Source organism: Bacillus sp. V26, from assembly GCF_034296245.1.
Classification (GTDB): Bacteria; Bacillota; Bacilli; order Bacillales; family Bacillaceae; genus Bacillus; species Bacillus halotolerans.
In genome coordinates this window covers 628,194-649,338 of record NZ_JAXKQF010000002.1, presented here as the reverse complement: position 1 = coordinate 649,338, position 21,145 = coordinate 628,194, and the positions used below count along the sequence as shown (strand labels likewise).

The following is a 21,145-nucleotide window of genomic DNA, read 5'->3' as shown; positions in this document are numbered from 1 at the left end:
TACAGCCGATTGCCGCTGTACCTTTTATGATATCGTCTGCTGAATATAAGGCGGCTCCTCCTGTCCATCCTTTTCCCTTTCCTTCTTCACCCATTGGAAAAAGACAATAGCCAAAAAAGCGCCGTACACAATTTCCTGAATGATTTTCATCATAACTGCCCCAAGCTGCTGATCCTCTAACAAAGGAAGTGTGTTAAACATTTCCGGTCCTGTTAACGGAACCTGTCCCAGCATATCCGCAGGAACACAAAGCTTCATGGCTTCCGCCCAGGCAGACGGATCGGTATAAGTGGCATATAACGGCGTGCCGCTAAACATGATCAGTGCACAAGCAGGCGTGAGCAGCATACCGTCCGCCATAATATAGCCCAGCTTCATCAGGCCGCTGAGCTGCGGGAGCCGAGCCACCTTGTGTACGAGCGGCCACCACATAAAAAACGCTAACACGAAGATGAGCCAAGTCATTAACGCATGGTAAAGCGTATCCGTTTTGACAGTATCAAATATTAGCGGCACATGATATAGTGAAAAAATGCCGTTAAATAAAAGCAATGCAATTAAAGGTGTAGAGAAAAATGTAAAAAACGGTTTAATGGCAGGCCGAAAAATCATTTTTTCCCAGGCCCATGCGGGAATCCCTGCGATTAATAAAGGCGGAACCACTAAATACAAAACAGCCATCTGCACCATATGGGCGCTGAACATAATATGTCCGAGCAGATCAACCGGGCTTCCTTCGGCTGCATATAAAAACAGCATCGCCGACAGAAAACAGGCCATTTCTTTACCCGTGATACGGTTAGGCTTTGAAGTCAACCGTCTGTAAAAAAAGATGTAAAGCACCGTGATGCCTAAAAGGATACAAAAAAGATAAGGGCTCCACATGGCGCGAAACCCAAACACGTCTAACTGATTCATGTCTTCACCTCCGGCGGCTGCTCAAATTACCACCATATAATTGTAACAAACGCAAGCACCGTAATGAACGCGACAAACATGCCTGAATACAGAAACAATGCCGGCGCTTCATGCCCTTTCTGATTCATATGCATGAAGTAATACAGCTGAAATATCACTTGAACAGCCGCGAGCAGTATAATGAAAGGAATCGTAAACCAGCTGCCGATGCCGTCTGTTGCCACAGTCAGAAATGCAACGAGCGTAAGGCCGATCATCAGGCCAAAAGACATGACTTGATATTTCATCTCCTGAGCATGCTTCTTTTTCTTATATTCAAGGTCGCTGCTGATATGTCCTCTGCTTTTTTTATCGACCATGTTTATCCCACCATCCCCATTAAATATACAACGGTAAAGATAAAGACCCACACGACATCAATAAAATGCCAGTAAAGACTGGCCACGTAAAACTTAGGCGCTGTATATAAGCTTAAGCCCCTTTTTGCATTGCGGATCATCAGCGTACTGATCCACAAAAGGCCAAACGCCACGTGTGCACCATGTGTGCCGACAAGCGTATAAAACGATGAGCCAAGCGCCGAGCTTGTGATGGTAAAGCCAAACTCATGTGTGTAATGCTTAAATTCATAAATTTCCAAGCCTAAAAATCCCGCACCCAATAACAAGGTAATTCCCAGCCAGAGCTGCATTTTGCCAAATGAAAAGTTTTTCATATGGTACATCGCATACACACTCGTTAAACTGCTCGTTAATAAGAGCATTGTGGCGATAAAAACGAGTGTGACATCAAACATTTCTGTCGTAGGCGGGTCACCGGCGTTTGAATTCCGTAGTGCAAGAAAAGTGGCGAAGAGAGACGCGAACAGAACAGTCTCTCCCCCAATAAAAAGCCAAAATCCTAAAAATTTATTTTTCCCTTCCAGTGTTGCTTTTTCGGGAGAAGCTGGAAAGGTCTCTGCGGTGAATTTTTCTTCAATTTGCATTACGCCTTCACCCCTTTATCATCGTTCGGCAGTTCCTCTTTGTGAATATGATAACCGTGATCATCAATCAATGAACGGAGCAGCATTGTAAAAAATGTGATGCCAAGTCCGATAAAGATCACCGGCAGGCCCCAAGCGTGCTCGGTTCTATACAAGAGACCAAAGGCAGCGACAAAGAGACCGAAGGAAATGATCAGCGGCAGAATTGAACCGTTTGGCATATGGATATCATCAACCGGTTCAGCCGGCGTCATAGATTTGTGTCCCGCCTGCTTCTCGATCCACAGCGGGTCAAGCCCTCTGACAAATGGAAGCTGTTTAAAATTATATTCAGGCGGCGGTGACGAAACAGCCCATTCAAGCGTACGTCCGTCATGCCATGGATCATCTCCGACATATTCACCCTTCACCGAAGTCCATATGACATTGACAAGCAGGAGGATAACTGCTGCTGCCATAAAAAACGCCCCGATTGTACTGATCAAGTTGCCGGTTTCAAGGCCCTGGCCTGGCAAGAAGGTATACACACGGCGCGGCATTCCCATTAAACCGACAAAGTGCTGGATGAAAAAAGTAAGATGGAAACCGATAAAAAACAAAACAAATGAAATTTTCCCCATTTTTTCATGCAGAATTTTACCAAACATTTTCGGCCACCAGAAATGAACACCGGCTAATAGCCCGAATACGACTCCGCCTATAATGACATAGTGAAAGTGCGCCACAACAAAATACGTATCATGGAACTGGTAATCTGCAGCTGCCGCAGCCAGCATGACACCTGTCACACCGCCAAGCACAAAGGATGGGATAAATGAGACGGCATACAGCATGGCCGTCGTGTACTTCACATTTCCTCCCCAAATCGTCAGCAGCCAGTTAAATATCTTAATCCCGGTCGGAATCGCGATCGCCATTGTAGCAACTGCAAAGATTGCGTTCGCAATCGGTCCGAGACCTGTCGTAAACATGTGGTGCACCCAAACCATAAAGCCAAGAAAACCAATAAGCACGATCGCAAAAACCATTGAAGAATATCCAAACAATCGCTTTCTGGAAAACACAGGGATGACCTCTGAGAAAATACCGAAAGCAGGCAAAATTAGAATATAAACTTCCGGATGTCCGAATATCCAAAATAAATGTTCCCAAATAATCGTGTTACCGCCAAGCTCTGGATTAAAGAAATTTGTGCCGAACAGTCGATCCAGCATCATAAGAGCCAAGCCAACCGTTAGCGGCGGAAACGCAAACAAAATCAATGCCGACGCCACAAATGTCGTCCATGTAAACAAAGGCAGCCTCATGTACGTCATGCCGGGAGCCCTCATGTTAATAATCGTGGCCAAAAAGTTAATCCCGGCTATCAGCGTCCCCAGTCCGGATATTTGCAGTCCAAGGACGAAAAAGTCTATGCCGTGCCCTTTGGAATGAAGCGAAAGCGAGGCATATGACGTCCATCCCGCATCTGGCGCTCCTCCCAAAAACCAGCTTAAGTTTAAGAAAATGCCGCCGAAAAAGAAGAGCCAAAAACCAAGCGAGTTTAAAAATGGAAACGAAACATCCCGCGCCCCTATCTGCAATGGGACAACCGCATTCATCAAAGCAAATAAAAGCGGCATCGCAGCCAAAAAGATCATTGTCGTCCCGTGCATCGTCATCACTTCATTGTACGCTTGAGCACTGAGAAAAGCATTTTCCGGCTTTGCAAGCTGGATTCTGATAAACATCGCTTCAATTCCCCCGACAAGAAAGAAGAATCCCCCTGCGATTAAATAAAGTATCGCGATTTTTTTATGGTCCACCGTCGTCAAATAATCCCAAAGCATAGATCCGCGCGTCCGTTTTTCTGTAAGCGCATTCAACATATGTGACCTCCCCCAATATCTCCCTTTCTTCCCTACTTACTTTCTGCTTTCAAGCCTTTTAAGTATTCATAAAGCGCGTCCATTTCACTGTCTGAAAGCTTCGGATATGTTCCTGTCATTTTGTTCCCCGGCTTTATGCTCTCAGGGTCTTTCAGCCAGGCTTTCACATTTTCTTTATTCGCATCCTTCACCCCTGCCACTTTTGTCCTTTCACCGAAAGTAGCAAGGTTTGGCGCCGTTCTTGCTGCCTCTGCACGCTTATCATTTGGCTCCACCGCATGGCAGCTCAGGCAGTTCTTCTCTTTGAACAGCTCTTCCCCCTGCTTAGCCAAATCACTTTCTGCTGCCGTCTTATAGTTTTTCATATCTTTTGTCCATGACTGGAATTCTTTCGCAGAAAGCGCCTTTACTTTAAAATCCATGAGTGCGTGTGAAGGCCCGCAAAGCTCAGCGCACTTTCCAAAGAACGTATCTCCCGCCTCTTTGCTGCGTTTTGAATCGAAGGTTAAGAAGAACGTATTTTCGTTATCAGTATTGGTATCAATTTTTCCTCCTGCTGAAGGAATCCAGAAAGAATGTTTTACATCAGAGGCTTTTAAACTGAAATAAACCCGCTGGTCTGTCGGTACGATCAGCTCCTGGCTTGTGATAATGCCGTAATCAGGATACTCGAACTCCCACCAATACAAATTTGCTCTGACATTGACAACGAGAGCATCCTCGGCTTTGCGGTTTTTCTTATCCATAGGTGATGTATCTGCGAGTTCAAGCGTATATAATACGACAGGGATAACAAGAATGATGAGCAGCAAAATAGGGATCACTGTCCAGGTGATTTCTAAAAATTTATTCCCTTCCACCTGTTTTGGTATCGTGTTCTCCCCAACCCGCGACCTTCTGAATCTCACAATCACATAAAAGAAGATAACAGATACGACTGCTACGACAACAACCATAATCAATGTACTGAGCACTGTCAGGTCATACTGTTTATCAGCCACCTCGCCAGCAGGCTTGAGCGTGGATAAAAAAGGTTTTCCACATCCGCTTAACAGAAGCGGCACTAAGGCTAATAATGAGATAAGACGCCAATGCTTTACCATTTCACCCAACCCCTTTTCTGGTCAATACAACGGCGGAGAATAGATTGATTATTAACGCAATCCAGCCCGCCTCCCAATAAAGCACTTACATTTCCTCTTCTCTTAAATTATGAGTTTTTTTACTCAAAATGCCATCTATGTATAAAAGTAAAGCCGCCTGATTAAACAAAAGGTCAAGGCGGCATTTACTAGTTGTCATCGTTTATTTTGAAGCGATAAAACAAGCAATGTATCTATTTTTTAGAAAAGCGTAAAGACAACCATTGCAACGAAATAGATTGTCATGTAATTCAGTGAGTAAACGAACATCATCGTCGCCCACTTCATGATATTTTTTGAACGGAAGCCCATCAAGCCAAGAATCAGCCAGCCGATATTTAACAGCAAGCCGAGAATCACAATCGGAAGACCGAGGCTTCCTAAAAAGAATGGAAGCGGCATCAGGCACGCAACCCATACAATAATTTGTCTTTTCGTTACTTCAAATCCGTATACAACAGGAAGCATTGGGATATTCGCGGCTCTGTAGTCCTCAGTTTTCTTAATGGCAAGCGATAAGAAGTGAGGAATCTGCCAAATGAATAAAATCATAAATAATACCCATGCCACGACGCCGATATTTCCTTCTACTGCCGTCCATCCAATCAGAGGCGGCACCGCTCCGGAAACACTTCCTACTACTGTGTTAATCGTATAGCGGCGTTTCGTCCACATTGTGTACAGGACAACATAAGTAAATACTCCGATAAAACCAATAACAGCAGCCATCACAGTGGTCATCAGCAGCATGATCAATCCTAAAGCAACAAGCAAAATTCCAGACCATAATGCCTGATTCGGCTGAATTTTACCCGTAACCGTCGGTCTTACTTTTGTACGCTCCATGATATGGTCAATGTCCCGGTCATACCAGTTATTGATCGCACAGGACCCCGCAATAATCAAAGATGATCCAAATAAAGTAAGAAGAACGGTGTTTATATTGCCTAAAAAGCTTAAACCGGAAATATGAAAAGCAAGCCACATTCCAGTAAAAGTTGTGATGAGATTAGAATTTACGATCCCTATTTTAATGAGGGACAGAAAATCTTTCCATGCCGTTGTTTCTTCAATTTGTCCGTCTATAGCTGTATCATTTAAGATTCTGGAGTTAGCCATAACGTAAACCTCCCTTACAAACCTAACGCAGGTTTAAAATAACCTGCAACTCTATCATACAAGATAACAACTTGTAAAAAAACATCCTATTAAATATTAAACGAGAAACAGGAATTTATTTGTGAACTTTTTATGAATTTTACCAAAGATGAAGGCAAACGCCAATTCGATTATGCGTTTACCTTATTTCTATCAGACCCGGCATGAATAATCAAGTATACATTTCCAGAAGTCGTGATTCTATTATATTTTTGTGAACAAAGGGCTCTAAGAATTGCCACAAAACACATATTCGCTTACACTTGGTACGTATAAAAAATTGCAGCAGTTTGTTAAGAAGGTGGATATTGTATGAATAAAGCATTAAAAGCTCTCGGTGTTTTGACAACATTTGTGATGCTTATTGTTTTAATCGGGGGAGCCCTCGTTACAAAAACAGGTTCCGGCCAAGGATGCGGCAGACAGTGGCCGCTGTGCCACGGGCGTTTCTTCCCTGAACTGAATCCCGCTTCTATTATTGAATGGAGCCACAGATTCGCAAGCGGCATCTCAATTATTCTTGTATTAAGCCTTGCCTTTTGGTCATGGAGAAAAATCACACCTGTTTTCCGTGAAACAACGTTTCTCGCCATCATGTCCATTATCTTTTTGTTTCTTCAGGCACTGCTTGGCGCGTTGGCTGTCGTGTTCGGTTCAAACGCGCTTATTATGGCGCTTCATTTTGGGATTTCACTCATTTCTTTTGCGTCTGTTTTAATATTAACTTTGCTTATATTTGAAGCTGATAAATTAGCCAGAAAACTGGTCAAACCACTTCAAATCGGCAAGAAAATGCAATTTCACATGATAGGTATTTTGATATATTCCTATATCGTTGTGTATACTGGCGCATACGTAAGACATACAGAATCCAGTCTGGCGTGTCCTGATGTGCCGCTGTGCAGCCCGCTGAACAATGGACTTCCGACCCAATTCCACGAATGGGTGCAAATGGGGCACAGAACTGCAGCCTTGCTCCTGTTTGTATGGATTATCGTTGCCGCTGTTCATGCGATTACTTCCTATAAAGAACAAAAGCAAATCTTTTGGGGCTGGATTTCGTGTCTTATTTTTATCACGTTACAGGCACTATCCGGCATTATGATCGTGTATTCTGAACTGGCGCTGGGCTTTGCGCTTGCGCACTCATTTTTTATTGCCTGCCTGTTTGGGGTTTTATGCTACTTCTTATTATTGATTGCACGCTTTCGTTACGAATCAAGACGGGCATAAGGCATAAGACACAAGACCAAAGCTCTTATACGCTTTGGTCTTTTTTATCATTCCATTTCGGCAGCTTCATATATTTCAATTTTCGGTTTGCATACTGAACTTGATGATTTATATAAGGTTTGGATAATCTGGGGCGATGATGTATTCTAAACGCGCTGCTCAATCGATGTTTGGGACAGGGTTTTAATTAAAATAACTTTTCCTCAAGAAGTCAATTCATTCTCACCAGAAAAGAAGCCGTAATTATACGAAGCTTATTAAGCATCCCTCCCTGATCAGCTTTTCTCATTCCTGCCCCCCGCGAGCAGACAACCGATGCGTCCTTCACACACGTTTGAAACTGCCCCCGCTCGTTGCAGCAGCTGCACGTTCATATCTCGTTCCTCACTAAAAAAGAGTGTATATCAAATGATATACACTCTTTTTTGATTATGTTTTTTCAATTTCGAGAAGCAGATCTCCCGTTTGGATCGGCTCTCCATTTTTCACATGAATCTGTTTAATTGTTCCTGAGAATGGCGCCTGAACCGTTGTTTCCATTTTCATGGCTTCGTTGATCATCAAATGATCACCTTTATCAACTTTTGCACCCGCTTCTGTCAGTACCTTGATGACAGTTCCAGGCATAGAAGCCGCAATATGACTTGGATTTGTACGGTCTGCTTTTAATCTTTCCTGAACGGAAGACTTAATGCTTTCGTCCTTTATGACCACTTCACGCGGCTGGCCGTTCAGTTCGAAATAGATCACGCGAGTTGCATCCGGCTGAGGTTCACCGATTGAGATCAATTTGACGATCAGCGTTTTCCCGCGTTCAATTTCCACCTCTATTTCTTCGCCTAATGTCATGCCATAGAAGAAGGTCGGAGTATCTAATACCGAAATATTTCCATAGCTTTCAGCAGTTTTTACATAATCAGAGAAGACTTTAGGATAAAGTGCGTACGCCAAAGCATCCTGGTCTGAGATCTCCAAGTTATGCTGCTCTTTAAACTCCTGTTTGATCGCTTCAAAGGATACCGGCTCAAGCAGTTCTCCCGGTCTCACTGTGATCGGCTCCTGCCCTTTTAAAATGAGCTTTTGAAGTTTTTCCGGGAATCCGCCATGAGGCTGTCCAATATTTCCTTTGAAAAGCTCAATAACAGAATCAGGGAAATCTAATGATTCGCCTTTTTCGTAAATGTCCTTTTCAGTCAGGTTATTTTGCACCATGTACAGCGCCATATCCCCGACTACTTTAGAGGAAGGCGTAACCTTCACGATATCACCGAACATATCATTTACTCGTCTGTACATCTCTTTGACTTCGTTCCAGCGATCGCCCAGGCCTACTCCCTTCGCCTGCTGCTGCAGGTTACTGTATTGGCCTCCAGGCATTTCATGCTCATAAATTTCAGTATGCGGAGACTTCATCCCGCTTTCAAATTCACTATAATATTTACGAACTGATTCCCAATACTGGGATAGTAATTCCACGCCTTGCACGTTCATTTCCGGACGGCGGGAGTTGCCTTCCATCGCATGGTAAAATCCGCTCGCGCTAGGCTGCGATGTTAAGCCAGCCATTGAGCTGACCGCCACGTCCACGATATCAACGCCTGCTTCTACTGCTTTTGCATACATATAAATTCCGTTGCCGCTCGTATCATGCGTATGAAGATGAACCGGAATATTGATCGTTTCTTTCAGCGCAGACACCAGCTCATATGCGGCTTGCGGTTTTAACAGACCTGCCATATCTTTAATTCCGAGAATATGGGCCCCTGCAGCCTCAAGCTCCTTCGCCATAGATGTATAATAAGCGAGATCATATTTTGTACGGGTTTTATCAAGAATATCACCTGTATAACAAATTGCCGCTTCAGCCACTTTACCTGAATCCCGAACGGCATCGATGGCTAACGTCATCCCTTTTACCCAGTTTAAGCTGTCAAAAATACGGAAAACATCAATACCCGATTGAGCGGATTGTTTCACAAATTCCTTAATCACATTATCCGGATAATTCGTATAGCCGACAGCGTTTGAGGAGCGAAGCAGCATCTGGAACAGCGTATTCGGCACTTCCTTGCGGAGGTCCTCCAGACGCTTCCATGGATCTTCCTTCAGGAAGCGGTAGGCTACATCGAAGGTCGCGCCTCCCCACATTTCCATGCTGAACAGCTCCGGCCATAACGCAGCCGTCGGATTAGCGATTTTTTTCAAATCATGTGATCTGAATCTAGTCGCCAGTAAAGACTGATGGGCATCCCGGAATGTTGTATCAGTTAATAGAACAGATTTCTGTTCCTTAACCCAATTTGCAAGCCCTTCAGCGCCTTTTTCATCTAGAATCTGTTTTGTTCCTCTTGCAGGCTGCTGATCAACGTCGACTTTTACAGCTAACGGCTTGTCAAACGCCGGTTTTTCTTTTTTGCCGATTCCAGGGAAACCATTCACGGTCACATTCCCGATATAAGTAAGCATTTTTGTTCCGCGGTCTTTCTGTTTAGGGAAATTAAACAACTCAGGCGTTGTATCAATGAAAGACGTATCATATTGTCCTGTCAGAAACTTTTCATGCTTTGCGACATTTTCAAGGAACGGAATGTTTGTTTTAATTCCTCTGATCCTAAACTCCTGAAGGTTTCGAACCATTTTGGCCGCCGCCTGTTCAAACGTTAAAGCCCAAGTTGAAAGCTTAACGAGCAGTGAATCGTAATATGGCGTAATAACGGCGCCTTGGAAGCTGTTTCCTGTATCAAGACGAACACCAAAGCCTCCGCCTGAACGGTAAGCCATGATTTTCCCTGTGTCAGGCATAAAATCATTTTGCGGATCTTCAGTCGTTACCCGTGACTGAATCGCATAGCCGATTGTAAAAATGTCCTTCTGCTCCGGAATGTTGACTTTTTTGCTATGTAGGCTGTGGCCTTGGGCAACAAGTATCTGTGTCTGCACAATATCAACACCGGTAATCATTTCAGTAATTGTATGCTCAACTTGGACACGCGGATTTACTTCTATAAAATAAAACTCGTTGTTCGCGACAAGGAATTCAACCGTACCAGCATTTATATAGTTCACGTTTTTAGCAAGCGCAACCGCCGCTTCACAAATTTGATCTCTCAATTCAGTTGACAGCGAAACGCTCGGCGCTACTTCAATCACCTTTTGGTGGCGTCTTTGAACAGAACAATCCCGTTCAAAAAGATGAATCACGTTGCCCTGATTGTCTCCAATCACCTGAACCTCAATATGCTTAGGGTTTTCAATCAGTTTCTCTACATATACTTCATCATTGCCAAAGGCTGCTTTTGCCTCTGATTTCGCACGTTCATATGCTTCTTTGACTTCACTTTCACTTCTGACAATTCTCATGCCGCGTCCGCCGCCGCCAAGCGAAGCTTTAATAATAATCGGATAACCGTGAGTTTGTCCGAATTGTTCGACTGCTTCAAGCGTTTCTGCAGGGCCGTCGCTTCCTGGTATAACAGGAATTCCGGCTTTTTCCGCCTGCTCACGCGCTTTTACCTTATCACCAAACATATCTAAATGTTCAGAAGTCGGACCAATGAACACGATCCCTTCTTCTTCACAGCGCCTTGCGAAATGTATATTTTCAGATAAGAAACCATATCCCGGGTGGATCGCATCCACCTTGTTTCTTTTCGCAATATCAATAATACCTTCAATATCCAGGTAGGCATCAATTGGTTTTTTCCCTTCGCCAACCAGGTACGCTTCATCGGCTTTGTAACGATGATAGGAACCGGAATCTTCTTTTGAATAAACCGCAACTGTACGAACATTCAATTCTGTACAAGCGCGGAATATACGGATTGCAATTTCTCCCCTGTTTGCTACTAACACTTTTTGTATCGATTGCTGTGACAAACTTTTTTCCCCCTTACCCGAATGGAATATAATCTATCATATCGGAATATCCTTCACGTGTACACACTTGTTTTTTACAGATAAACAGTTTTTTCAAGCTGCTTCTTTTTCATTCCCTTTGGCGCCAAGGACTCTCTCTTTTTCTTATTCTCTGAATATTTCACAAACATGCTGATATTGATTAATATCCCCATGCTTCCCAATAACAGAAGTAAAGAAGAGCCTCCGTAGCTGATAAACGGCAGCGTAACACCCGTAATCGGGATTAGCCCACTGACACCGCCAAGGTTAATAAACGATTGTACGGCAATCATGCTTGAAATGCCGATTGCCAGAAGACTTCCAAACGGGTCCTCGCATTTTCTCGCAATATAGAAACCTTTTAATACGATAAAGCCCAGCAGGAAAACAACAAACAATACCCCAAAAATGCCAAGTTCTTCAGCAATCACGGCCATGATAAAGTCAGTATGGGATTCTGGAAGATACCCGTATTTTTGGATACTTTCACCGAGTCCGAGACCGAAAATACCGCCCGATCCAATCGCATAATAAGAATTGATCACTTGCAAACCAGATGAATCCGCATATTTAAACGGATCTTCCAGACTCTCAAAACGAGCTAAACGCCCTTTAGTTAAAATGTCATCCTTATTTAAATAAATAAGCGGGCTGACCAGGATTAAAACAATTCCGCCCAACAAAACTAGCCTTGCCAGCGTCTTTCCGCTGAAACCAGAGCACAAAATCATACACGTTGCGATTATGGCGATAATCATCGCTGTACCAAAATCAGGCTGCATGGCAATTAAACCGCAAATAATAACCGTCATCACCACAGGAGGCGCAACTCCCGTTAACAGGTGATCAATATAGCTTTGTTTTTTTGCATATACAGCTGCTAGATATAAAATGACCACCAGCTTGACAAATTCACCCGGCTGGATACTCATTCCGCCGATTTTAAACCAGCTTTGCGCATTTCCGGCAACATGCCCGAATACAAACAGTGAGATAAGCGCAAACACAGAAGCAAGCAGCATTACTTTTTGAAACTTTTGATGAGCCAGTGCTTTGTAAGGAAACACGGCCATAACAATAAAAAGGATTCCTCCTGCAATTAAAGCAAACAGCTGCCGCATGAAAAAATAATTACTGCTCACCCCATACCGAGAAACAGCCGTAATCATACTTGAGCTGTACACCATCACCAAACCGAATCCGCATAGTAAAACAATTGCGAATATCAGTGAGTAATCATAAGATTTTAGCATTTTTTTTAACATAACATCCTCTTCCCTGCTTCCAACTTCCATTACCTATGGTTTTTATGTATTTATATTTTTTATTTTACTACAATTTATCAAATGACACGAAGATTCTCTATACGATTCGGATGAAATGCACAAAAAGAGACCGTCATGATACGGTGAAAAAAGCAAGCGGTTATAAAAAAACCCAAACTGTTAATTAGTTTGAGTTTTATCATTTATTTACCTGTAAACGCGTCGTGCAAAGCAGACAATTCGCGTTCTAATGTGTATAAAAGGTCTTTTCCATCTTTTTCGTCAACCAATCCCAGGCGGACAGCAAAATCGATTTCCCTCGAAAGTCCGAACATTTGAGTATCTAATACCTCTTCATATAGAGGACATTGAGGCATCGTTAAGTTATCCATTTGTACTCGGATCAGCTTCAAAATCTTCTCAGCGTCAACTTTCAGTAGCTCAAAAGCTTTTTGCCGATGGTCAACTATCATCTCTGAAGCCAAAAGTATCCCTCCGTTCCCCAGGCGAGTACCTAATTCTTCTATTTATCATAAAGGGTATCAGCAGAAAATGCAAGAGGATTTAAACAGATGACATAAATTAAAAAATACTCAGCTTGTACGTTTCAGACATTATTTTCAAAAGCTTTACACCTGCAATGCTGTTCCCTTTTTCATCCAAAGCCGGGCCGAAAATGCCGATGCCAAAATCATAGGGTGAAATGCCCATAATCCCTCCTGACACTCCGCTTTTCGCAGGAATTCCGACCTTAATCGCAAATTCTCCGCTTGCATTATACATTCCGCAGGTGACCATAAACGTCTTGCAAATTCTCGCGACATCTTTCGAAATGACTTGTTCTCCTGTTTCTGGGTGCCTGCCGTTGAGCGCAAACACAGCCCCGATTTTTGCTAAATCAAGACTGTTCATCTCAATCGCACATTGCTTCGTATATAAATCCATTACTGCTTCAACATCATCCTCAAAAATCCCGTACTGCTTCATATAATAACACAGCGCCCGATTAATCATAGATGTGCTGTATTCAGACTCTGCTACGTCCCGGCAGTAGGTGATGCCTTGGTTGTTTGTCAGTTTTCTGATGAAAGAAAGGAGATAATCGAGTCTCTCTTTAGACGTTTGTCCTTTCAACAAGCTGGTTACAACCAATGCTCCGGCATTTATCATAGGATTTAGCGGTTTGCTCGGATTCACGGTTTCAAGCTTAATGATTGAATTAAACGGATCACCGGTCGGTTCCTGTCCGACATAACTGAAGACTCTGTCCTTGCCGTATTCCATTAACACAAGGGCAAGCGAGAGCACTTTCGATATACTTTGAAGAGTAAATGTTTTTTCTACGTCACCCGCTGACAGACAAGTATTATTGGAATAATAAATCGCTACCGAGAGATCGTGCTGATCAGCTTTTGCTAAAGCGGGAATGTAGCTGGCCACCTCTCCCTTGTCTGTCACCTTTTTCGCTTCTTTCACTAACGCTTCCAGCTCGTCATTATGCCGGCATACCATGCGACCACCCTCGCTCCCTGAGCATCTCAATACATATAATTTGTTACACAAAGTGACAATTCATGCGAAAACTTTTATAATTTTAAGAGAAGGGGGTTATACCATGAGCGTTATACAAGTAAAAGGCAATGTTACATATCCGATTACGATTGATCCGAGCGTATGGATTTTTGATGATCGCAAATTTTCATTTGACCGTAAAGGGGACGGCCAGGAAGTCAATTTTCATACGGCTGAGAATGAATCTGGCCTTGATACTGAACGTGTTATTAGAGAAGGACGGATTGCGCCGCCTACATTAAAGACGGAAAAACAATTTGAGAAACAAAAACTGATGAACGGCAGCTTCGCAATGAAATTGGGAAATGTGCTGAAAAATGCCGAGCCGCTCAGCTCTGCATCACAATGTGTATTTATTACAAGTTCCGGTAAAGCCGCCGTTCCTCTTGAAACCGCGCTGAACAGTATTGTCCATTTCAGCCAGGCAGGCAAGCCGATTCAGGAAGGCGGCCCGGTTCATATTTATTTTGAAGATCCAGTTGATCACAAACAGCCAATCACCAATATAAAAGAGATCGACATCATTTAAATCGTCACAGCAAGTCAGCGGCAAGCTGGGCAAGCCCGGATCTCTCACCTTTTAAAAGCTTCACACTGCCGGAGATGGGTTGTCCTTTAAACCGCTCAACGACATATGCCAGACCATTATTCAGACTGTCTAAATATGGGTGATCAATCTGTTCAGGATCGCCCATTAAGACAATTTTACTGCCTTCTCCCACTCTTGTAAGAAGTGTTTTCACTTCATGCCTGGTCAAATTTTGCGCTTCATCAATGATTATAAATTGATCAGGAATGCTTCTCCCTCTGATATACGTCAGCGCCTCTACCTGGATCGAACCGATCCCCGCCAAAATCGCCTCGAGCTCTCCCGGTTTCTTGGCATTAAACAGAAACTCTAAGTTATCAAAAATCGGCTGCATCCAAGGCTTTAGCTTCTCCTCTTTTTCACCCGGCAAGTATCCGATATCCTTTCCGACAGGAACAATCGGCCTTGCCACGACCAGCTTTTTATATATCCCTAAATCTTCTGTCTGTAAAAGCCCCGCTGCCAAAGCAAGCAACGTTTTCCCGGTTCCGGCTTTTCCGATCAGCGTCACCAGCGGAATATCTTCTCGCAGCAAAAGCTCTAACGCCATTGTCTGCTGAACATTTCTTGGCCTGATTCCCCATACGTGTTCATCATCAAACACAAGTCTTTTTAGGACCGTGCCCGTTTTATCCGCAATACCGACGGCAGAGGACGACCCTCCTAATTCATCCTTCATTAAGGCAAACTGGTTTGGGTAAAATGCATGCTGCTTCATATCCTGAACTGAAATTTGTTTTTTTCCGTAAAAAGAGCTAAATAGCTGCTGGTTTATATATAAATCCTTATATCCGCTGTACATTTCATCATTGTCCACAACCCTGTCATTTAAGAAATCTTCAGCAAGAAGGCCGATGGCATCCGCTTTGACTCTGACTAATACATCCTTGCTGACAAGGATCACAGACCTACCGTCTTCCTTCGTCTCTTCTTCAAGGCTTAAGTTTTTAGCAACGGCTAATATACGATTATCATTCGTTTTTTCGATAAAGATTTCTTGAAGCTGGTGAAAGGAGCGGTGGTTCAATTCAATTCGCAGCGTTCCCCCCGTATCAAGCGGAACCTTCTCATGCAGCCTCCCCTTCAGTCTTAGCGCGTCTATCAGCTTAGATACGTGCCTCGCATTCCTCCCAACTTCGTCCATATATCGTTTCTTGGAATCAACCTCTTCTAAAACGACAGCAGGGATGACAACTTCATTTTCTTCAAAAGAAAAAATAGCGTTAGGATCCTGTAATAACACATTCGTATCTAACACATAAATTTTACTCAAGTCTCAGCCTCCTGATATAAGGGTGGTCAAAGTTCTTCCTGCTTCTCTTACGATGAAAAAGGTGAATGCCTGCTAAAATATATGTTTTTGTGAATAAAGATAGAAGGTTAATTCAACAATAAAATTAATGAATGCATTTCAAGGAGGGAAACCGCAAGTGCGAATTCTTTTCATTATCATACAGCTCACACTCATTTTGTCCGCATGCGCTGTTCAACAAGGAAGACAGGAGCAAAATATTGAAAAAGAATCAACAAGACAGCAGGAAACAAAACCGATTCACGTAAAGGACACATCTCAGGAAACAAAAGACAATGGAACTAGAACTGATATTGCCAAGCATCTTGTCGGCGTTGCTGAAAAAGTGCCGGATGTTAAGGATGCGACAGCTGTTGTGCTTGGAGGATATGCTGTAGTAGGAATTGACGTCGACGATAACCTGGATAGAAGCAAAGCCGAAACCATCAAATACTCTGTGGCACAGGCTTTAAAAAATGATCGGCACGGCGCCAATGCAGTTGTGGTTGCTGATCCTGATACCGTCAGCCGTCTCAATGAAATGGGAAGAGAGATCAGTGAAGGCCGTCCTGTTACGGGGATTTTAGATGAACTGGCCGCGATTGTCGGCCGGGTGCTTCCGGAAGTGCCTAACGATGTGATTGACGATGAAGATGAACCGCAAACCAAGCAGCAAAACGATCAATTAAACAGAAAGCAAGAGAAGGAAATGGAAACGGAACAAAACGATCAATCTGATCATCATATGAAAAAGAACAATAATGATTAAGCTAAAGCCCTTAAGGCTTTAGCTTTTTCTTATTTTGGACAGCATCTGATCCATGATATAATGCATATTAGAGTGAAAGAGGTGATATGATGAGGGTCCAATGTTCCATTTGCGATAAAATTGAAACGATTGATGATGAAACCCTGATCGCGAAACGGCTGAGAAACCGTCCGATCCATACATATATGTGCCAGGAATGCCATGACCGAATTGCCAAAAAAACAGAAGAACGGCTGAAAACCGGAAAGTTCACATTTCACCCGGGACAGCAGAAGAAAGAAAAAGTTAAAAAATAAAGCGTCAGCTATTCATACAGAATACAAAAAAAGACTCAGCAAGATGCTGAGTCTTTTTTCATGATTTTGCGGACTGTTCCTTTTTCGACTGATACAGCCGAATTTTGTAAATGATTAAAATCAATGCAGCGACGACCAATCCCTCTGCCACAGGCAAAAATACACCGAGAAAAGTCAAAACAGTGCAGCCTAAAGCCAGAAATAAGTACACCACTGCTGATTTTAATACCGGAAGCCGTTTTGCAAATCCAAGCTTAAACACAATAACAGCTAAAACAAAAATGGTGCCATACAGCAGCCACATGCCTGCTGCTGGCTGCCGGTCCACTTGATATAGAGCGGCGAAGAACGACAGGCGTTCGCTTACGTCATTCAAAAAGATTCCCTCCCCTGCAGCGTACGGGTTCTATCTTTTCAAATTCTGCAAGGGATTAAGACAATCCTGCTGTTTTTTTCTTTTTAGCCGCTTTTTCACGTTCGTTTTTATTAAGGATTTTCTTTCTTAAACGGATGGATTCAGGCGTTACTTCGCAGTATTCATCTTCGTTTAAGTACTCTAAAGATTCTTCAAGAGACATGATGCGCGCTTTTTTAATTGTTGTTGTTTGATCTTTCGTTGCAGAGCGGACGTTTGTCTGCTGTTTCATTTTGCTGACATTGACAACAAGGTCGTTGTCACGGTTATGCTCTCCAACAATCATTCCTTCATAAACTTCAGTACCAGGTTCAACAAAGATCACACCGCGGTCTTCAATCCCTTGAATTCCGTAAGATGTCGCTTTTCCGTTTTCCATTGACACAAGCACACCTTGACGGCGTCCGCCGACTTGGCCCGCCTGCATCGGCTGGTAACTGTCAAACGTATGGTTCAGGATACCGAAGCCGCGTGTTAATGACAGGAACTCTGTTGAGTAACCGATCAATCCGCGGGAAGGCACTGTAAAGATTAAACGGACTTGACCGTTACCGTTGTTAATCATATCGATCATTTCACCTTTACGCGCTCCCATTGATTCCATTACAGAGCCTGTATGCTCTTCCGGAACATCAATTTGCACGCGCTCTACAGGCTCACAGCGTACACCGTCAATTTCTTTGATGATAACTTCAGGTTTTGACACTTGAAGCTCATAGCCTTCACGGCGCATGTTTTCAATTAAAATAGACAGGTGAAGCTCACCGCGGCCGGAAACCACCCAAGCATCTGGAGAAGCTGTAGGCTCGACACGCAAGCTGACATCAGTCTGCAGCTGTGACTGAAGGCGCTCTTCAATTTTACGGGCTGTCACATATTTCCCTTCACGGCCGGCAAACGGGCTGTTATTCACGACAAATGTCATTTGAAGTGTCGGTTCATCAATGCGAAGCACCGGAAGCGGTTCTTGGTGCTCTACAGGACAGACTGTTTCACCGACGTTGATATCTTCCATACCGGAAACCGCAACGAGGTCTCCCGCTTTTGCTTCTTCAATTTCCACCCGTTTTAAGCCTTGGAAACCAAAGATTTTTGTCACACGGAATGATTTAGCTGTACCGTCAAGCTTCATAAGAGAAACCTGCTGACCGACTTTCATCGTACCGCGGAAAACACGTCCGATTCCGATACGGCCTACATAGTCGTTATAATCAAGAAGTGCAACTTGGAATTGAAGCGGCTCATCTGCATTCTCAACAGGTGCCGGAACATGCTTAATAATCGTTTCATATAAAGCTTCCATGTTTTCATCTTGCTGCTTAGGGTCAAGGCTCGCTGTTCCATTAATCGCGGAAGCATATACCACCGGGAATTCGAGCTGTTCTTCATTTGCGTCAAGCTCGATGAACAGGTCAAGAACCTCATCGATAACTTCTTCAGGACGTGCGAAATCACGGTCGATTTTGTTCACAACAACAACCGGGTTCAAATTTTGCTCAAGAGCTTTCTTCAGAACGAAACGAGTTTGAGGCATGCAGCCTTCATATGCGTCAACGACAAGCAGTACGCCGTCAACCATTTTCATAATCCGTTCTACCTCTCCCCCAAAGTCTGCGTGTCCAGGGGTATCCAAAATATTAATGCGTGTATCTTTATAGTTAATCGCAGTATTTTTCGCCAAAATTGTAATGCCGCGTTCGCGTTCAAGATCGTTTGAGTCCATTGCGCGTTCAGCAACTTGTTCGTTGGCACGGAATGTACCAGCCTGGTGTAAAAGCTGATCGACTAGAGTCGTTTTCCCATGGTCAACGTGGGCAATAATCGCGATGTTGCGAAGATCATTTCGAAGTTTCACTTTTTCATCTCCTAAAAAAATTAGATAACTTTCATATTATACCACACATCCTCTTTAAAAGCGTCACGTTTTTCTGTAAACTTATTATAAGACGTAAAAGGGGATGGAAATATGAAAAAAATGAATTGGCTTTTATTATTATTTGCATTTGCAGCGGTTTTCAGCATAATGCTGATCGGCGTCTTTATCGCCGAAAAAAGCGCGTGGGGCATTATCGCCAGCATTGTGCTCGTTTGCGCCGTTATGGGAAGCGGATTTACGTTAAAAAAGAAAATGCGCGAGAAAGGATTACTCGATTAAAAGCTTATCCTTGCTAAAGACATTGTAATCAAAAACACCGCAAATGAATGCGGTGTTTTTTCGTTGCGTAAGGCTTATCTCCCCTGTTTCCTAGGCGGGAAGAAGCAAAACAACATCCATTCATGGACAATCGTTCTAAATATGACACTTTTAACCAAACGAAAGTGGTTCGACATTGATATACACAAACTACCATAAAGCCTATTTTCCTCACACCAGCCTCTCCCTATAATGGGATTTGTACCACAATTCACAAAAGGGAGAGACGAAACATGAAGAAACCATTTGTAAAAAAAGCCATACTTACAACTGCCGCACTGACCTCAGCCACCCTGCTTACTTTCGGTCCTGATGCCGCAAGCGCAAAAACAGTTAGTCACAGCACACCTGCTTTGCAGGAGACAATCACAAATGAAGACCTGAATACATTTTTCGATTTATTAAATCAATGTATATATGAAGAAGACGGAGTTTATTATTTCGACAGTGAAAAAGCTGTCGAGTTAGGAATGACACAAGAAGAGGCTCAAATCATTGCGAAATTGTGGGAATCGACATCTGAATTTTTCGATATTGTTTCACAATGTGTGTATGTTGAAGACGGCAGCTACAAATTTGATACAGAAAAAGCTGTTGAGCTCGGCTTCACAGAAAAAGAAGCACTCGCGCTTGACCAATTTTTCGCCGCTGTTTCCCTTAAAATTCATATTCTGCAGGCATCCATTGTTTCAGAAGATGGAGCGTACAGCTTTGATAAAGATGCAGCTTTAGAAGCTGGTGCGACACCGGAGCAGGCTGATTTTTATGAAAAGCTCTTCGGTGCACTGTCTCAAGAACAGCTTGCAGCCATCTACCAAATGCTTCATCCGCAAGCTTAATGTAATAAAAGCGCTTGTCCGTAAATCCGGCAAGCGCTTTTCCTTTATATCAGCAGTTTGATGATCAGCATCACAGCAAACACAGCGCCAAACCAGAAGGCTGCTTTAATAATCAGCAAACCATAGTATCTTTGTTTAAAACGGATTTCTTCTTCAGGCAGAACAGCATCTTGAGGGGGCTGTTCATCTTTAAACTCAAAAGGCTCAGACATCTGTTCAAACATTTCTCTGCAGCTGCGGCAGGTGTTCATATGCTTTTCAATGAAGTTTTCCGTTTCTTTTTCACCTTCAATATACAGAGGGAGAAGGTCTCTTACTAGAAAGCAGGTCATATCCGCTCCTCCTCTCTTCTTTTCGTCATGTTTTTCTTGAGCTCTAATCTAGCCCGGTGAAGAGTGGTTTTCACTTTCGAAAGGCTCCAGCCTAAGATTTCGCCGATTTCCTCATAAGAAAGCTCTTGAAATTCTCTTAAAATCAAAACGGATTGGTGCTGATCCTTTAGCTGCAGGAGCTCTTGCAGTATATCTGTTCAAAATGCAATACATAATGACTGAATAAATCAAACACGAACAACAATCCTTTACTTCTTATTGAGGCCTCATCCGGTTAGACAAGCCGCTTGTTAAAAAGTTTCAATAAAAACCAAAAATTTCTCATCTCCCCCTTCGATATAAAGACGACATAACTCTTGCAATTCATCCATCACATGACACT

General features: G+C 43.2%; 20 protein-coding genes and 1 pseudogene. 6 read left to right on the top strand and 15 right to left on the bottom strand.

Annotated elements, in window-relative coordinates:
• Nucleotides 1–24: 24 nt before the first annotated feature.
• From ctaG to cyoE, 6 genes are all read right to left on the bottom strand, one after another.
• On the bottom strand, nucleotides 25–918 hold the full coding sequence (gene ctaG, locus UJ203_RS10750; protein WP_227599206.1) for a cytochrome c oxidase assembly factor CtaG: 894 nt from the start codon (nucleotides 916–918) through the stop codon (nucleotides 25–27).
• A 26-nt stretch (nucleotides 919–944) separates the two neighbouring features.
• Nucleotides 945–1,277 (bottom strand): cytochrome c oxidase subunit IVB, encoded by a 333-nt coding sequence (ctaF, locus tag UJ203_RS10745; protein WP_105954177.1) that lies wholly within the window; start codon nucleotides 1,275–1,277, stop codon nucleotides 945–947.
• A 2-nt stretch (nucleotides 1,278–1,279) separates the two neighbouring features.
• Nucleotides 1,280–1,903, bottom strand: coding sequence for a cytochrome c oxidase subunit III (gene ctaE / locus UJ203_RS10740; RefSeq protein ID WP_322010583.1), 624 nt, complete (start codon nucleotides 1,901–1,903; stop codon nucleotides 1,280–1,282).
• Nucleotides 1,903–3,771, bottom strand: a complete 1,869-nt coding sequence (gene ctaD, locus UJ203_RS10735) for a cytochrome c oxidase subunit I (protein WP_322010581.1) — start codon at nucleotides 3,769–3,771, stop codon at nucleotides 1,903–1,905. Before ctaD ends, ctaE begins: the two co-directional genes overlap by 1 nt.
• A 32-nt stretch (nucleotides 3,772–3,803) precedes the next feature.
• Nucleotides 3,804–4,874, bottom strand: a complete 1,071-nt coding sequence (gene coxB / locus UJ203_RS10730) for a cytochrome c oxidase subunit II (protein ID WP_044156004.1) — start codon at nucleotides 4,872–4,874, stop codon at nucleotides 3,804–3,806.
• A 240-nt stretch (nucleotides 4,875–5,114) separates the two neighbouring features.
• Nucleotides 5,115–6,032, bottom strand: a complete 918-nt coding sequence (gene cyoE / locus UJ203_RS10725) for a heme o synthase (RefSeq protein WP_010334129.1) — start codon at nucleotides 6,030–6,032, stop codon at nucleotides 5,115–5,117.
• Between the two features lie 351 nt (nucleotides 6,033–6,383).
• On the opposite strand from cyoE, the gene ctaA reads away from it, so the two are divergent.
• On the top strand, nucleotides 6,384–7,304 hold the full coding sequence (ctaA, locus tag UJ203_RS10720; RefSeq protein ID WP_322010576.1) for a heme A synthase CtaA: 921 nt from the start codon (nucleotides 6,384–6,386) through the stop codon (nucleotides 7,302–7,304).
• Nucleotides 7,305–7,733: 429 nt separating this feature from the next.
• Here ctaA and pyc read toward each other — a convergent pair whose 3' ends face one another.
• The 4 genes from pyc to glsA form a co-directional block, all read right to left on the bottom strand.
• Nucleotides 7,734–11,180 carry a pyruvate carboxylase gene (gene pyc / locus UJ203_RS10715; protein ID WP_322010574.1) on the bottom strand — a complete coding sequence of 1,149 codons (3,447 nt, stop codon included), beginning with the start codon at nucleotides 11,178–11,180 and terminating at the stop codon, nucleotides 7,734–7,736.
• A gap of 74 nt (nucleotides 11,181–11,254) precedes the next feature.
• On the bottom strand, nucleotides 11,255–12,466 hold the full coding sequence (locus UJ203_RS10710; RefSeq protein WP_106020361.1) for an FtsW/RodA/SpoVE family cell cycle protein: 1,212 nt from the start codon (nucleotides 12,464–12,466) through the stop codon (nucleotides 11,255–11,257).
• 203 nt (nucleotides 12,467–12,669) lie between these two features.
• A complete protein-coding gene (locus UJ203_RS10705) occupies nucleotides 12,670–12,951 on the bottom strand; it encodes a YlaN family protein (RefSeq protein ID WP_003221339.1) in 282 nt (93 codons plus the stop codon).
• 97 nt (nucleotides 12,952–13,048) lie between these two features.
• The gene (gene glsA, locus UJ203_RS10700; protein ID WP_322010569.1) at nucleotides 13,049–13,978 is read right to left on the bottom strand and encodes a glutaminase A; all 930 of its coding nucleotides are present in this window, start codon (nucleotides 13,976–13,978) and stop codon (nucleotides 13,049–13,051) included.
• 103 nt (nucleotides 13,979–14,081) lie between these two features.
• Between glsA and UJ203_RS10695 the strand changes: the two genes are divergently transcribed.
• Entirely contained in the window at nucleotides 14,082–14,567 is a 486-nt protein-coding gene (locus tag UJ203_RS10695; protein ID WP_059292838.1) for a hypothetical protein, read from the top strand.
• 4 nt (nucleotides 14,568–14,571) lie between these two features.
• On the opposite strand, the gene UJ203_RS10690 is transcribed toward UJ203_RS10695, so the two are convergent.
• Nucleotides 14,572–15,900 (bottom strand): PhoH family protein, encoded by a 1,329-nt coding sequence (locus UJ203_RS10690; RefSeq protein ID WP_268545387.1) that lies wholly within the window; start codon nucleotides 15,898–15,900, stop codon nucleotides 14,572–14,574.
• Nucleotides 15,901–16,057: 157 nt separating this feature from the next.
• Between UJ203_RS10690 and UJ203_RS10685 the strand changes: the two genes are divergently transcribed.
• Both UJ203_RS10685 and UJ203_RS10680 read left to right on the top strand, forming a co-directional pair.
• The gene (locus UJ203_RS10685) at nucleotides 16,058–16,687 is read left to right on the top strand and encodes a YhcN/YlaJ family sporulation lipoprotein (protein ID WP_322010564.1); all 630 of its coding nucleotides are present in this window, start codon (nucleotides 16,058–16,060) and stop codon (nucleotides 16,685–16,687) included.
• An 86-nt stretch (nucleotides 16,688–16,773) separates the two neighbouring features.
• On the top strand, nucleotides 16,774–16,983 hold the full coding sequence (locus tag UJ203_RS10680; RefSeq protein WP_081638297.1) for a YlaI family protein: 210 nt from the start codon (nucleotides 16,774–16,776) through the stop codon (nucleotides 16,981–16,983).
• A 58-nt stretch (nucleotides 16,984–17,041) separates the two neighbouring features.
• On the opposite strand, the gene UJ203_RS10675 is transcribed toward UJ203_RS10680, so the two are convergent.
• The gene (locus UJ203_RS10675; RefSeq protein ID WP_024121276.1) at nucleotides 17,042–17,359 is read right to left on the bottom strand and encodes a YlaH-like family protein; all 318 of its coding nucleotides are present in this window, start codon (nucleotides 17,357–17,359) and stop codon (nucleotides 17,042–17,044) included.
• A gap of 55 nt (nucleotides 17,360–17,414) precedes the next feature.
• Nucleotides 17,415–19,253: a translational GTPase TypA gene (typA, locus tag UJ203_RS10670; RefSeq protein ID WP_010334118.1), complete on the bottom strand. Its 1,839-nt coding sequence runs from the start codon at nucleotides 19,251–19,253 to the stop codon at nucleotides 17,415–17,417.
• A 111-nt stretch (nucleotides 19,254–19,364) separates the two neighbouring features.
• On the opposite strand from typA, the gene UJ203_RS10665 reads away from it, so the two are divergent.
• Together UJ203_RS10665 and UJ203_RS10660 are read left to right on the top strand one after the other, a co-directional pair.
• On the top strand, nucleotides 19,365–19,553 hold the full coding sequence (locus UJ203_RS10665) for a YlaF family protein (protein WP_322010560.1): 189 nt from the start codon (nucleotides 19,365–19,367) through the stop codon (nucleotides 19,551–19,553).
• Between the two features lie 272 nt (nucleotides 19,554–19,825).
• Nucleotides 19,826–20,431, top strand: a complete 606-nt coding sequence (locus UJ203_RS10660) for a hypothetical protein (RefSeq protein ID WP_193660477.1) — start codon at nucleotides 19,826–19,828, stop codon at nucleotides 20,429–20,431.
• Nucleotides 20,432–20,475: 44 nt separating this feature from the next.
• Here UJ203_RS10660 and UJ203_RS10655 read toward each other — a convergent pair whose 3' ends face one another.
• Together UJ203_RS10655 and UJ203_RS10650 are read right to left on the bottom strand one after the other, a co-directional pair.
• Nucleotides 20,476–20,763, bottom strand: a complete 288-nt coding sequence (locus tag UJ203_RS10655) for an anti-sigma factor (RefSeq protein ID WP_322010557.1) — start codon at nucleotides 20,761–20,763, stop codon at nucleotides 20,476–20,478.
• Nucleotides 20,760–20,948 (bottom strand): annotated as a pseudogene (locus UJ203_RS10650) (sigma factor-like helix-turn-helix DNA-binding protein); the annotation flags it as partial. The pseudogene UJ203_RS10650 and the gene UJ203_RS10655, both read right to left, overlap by 4 nt.
• Nucleotides 20,949–21,145 lie beyond the last annotated feature (197 nt).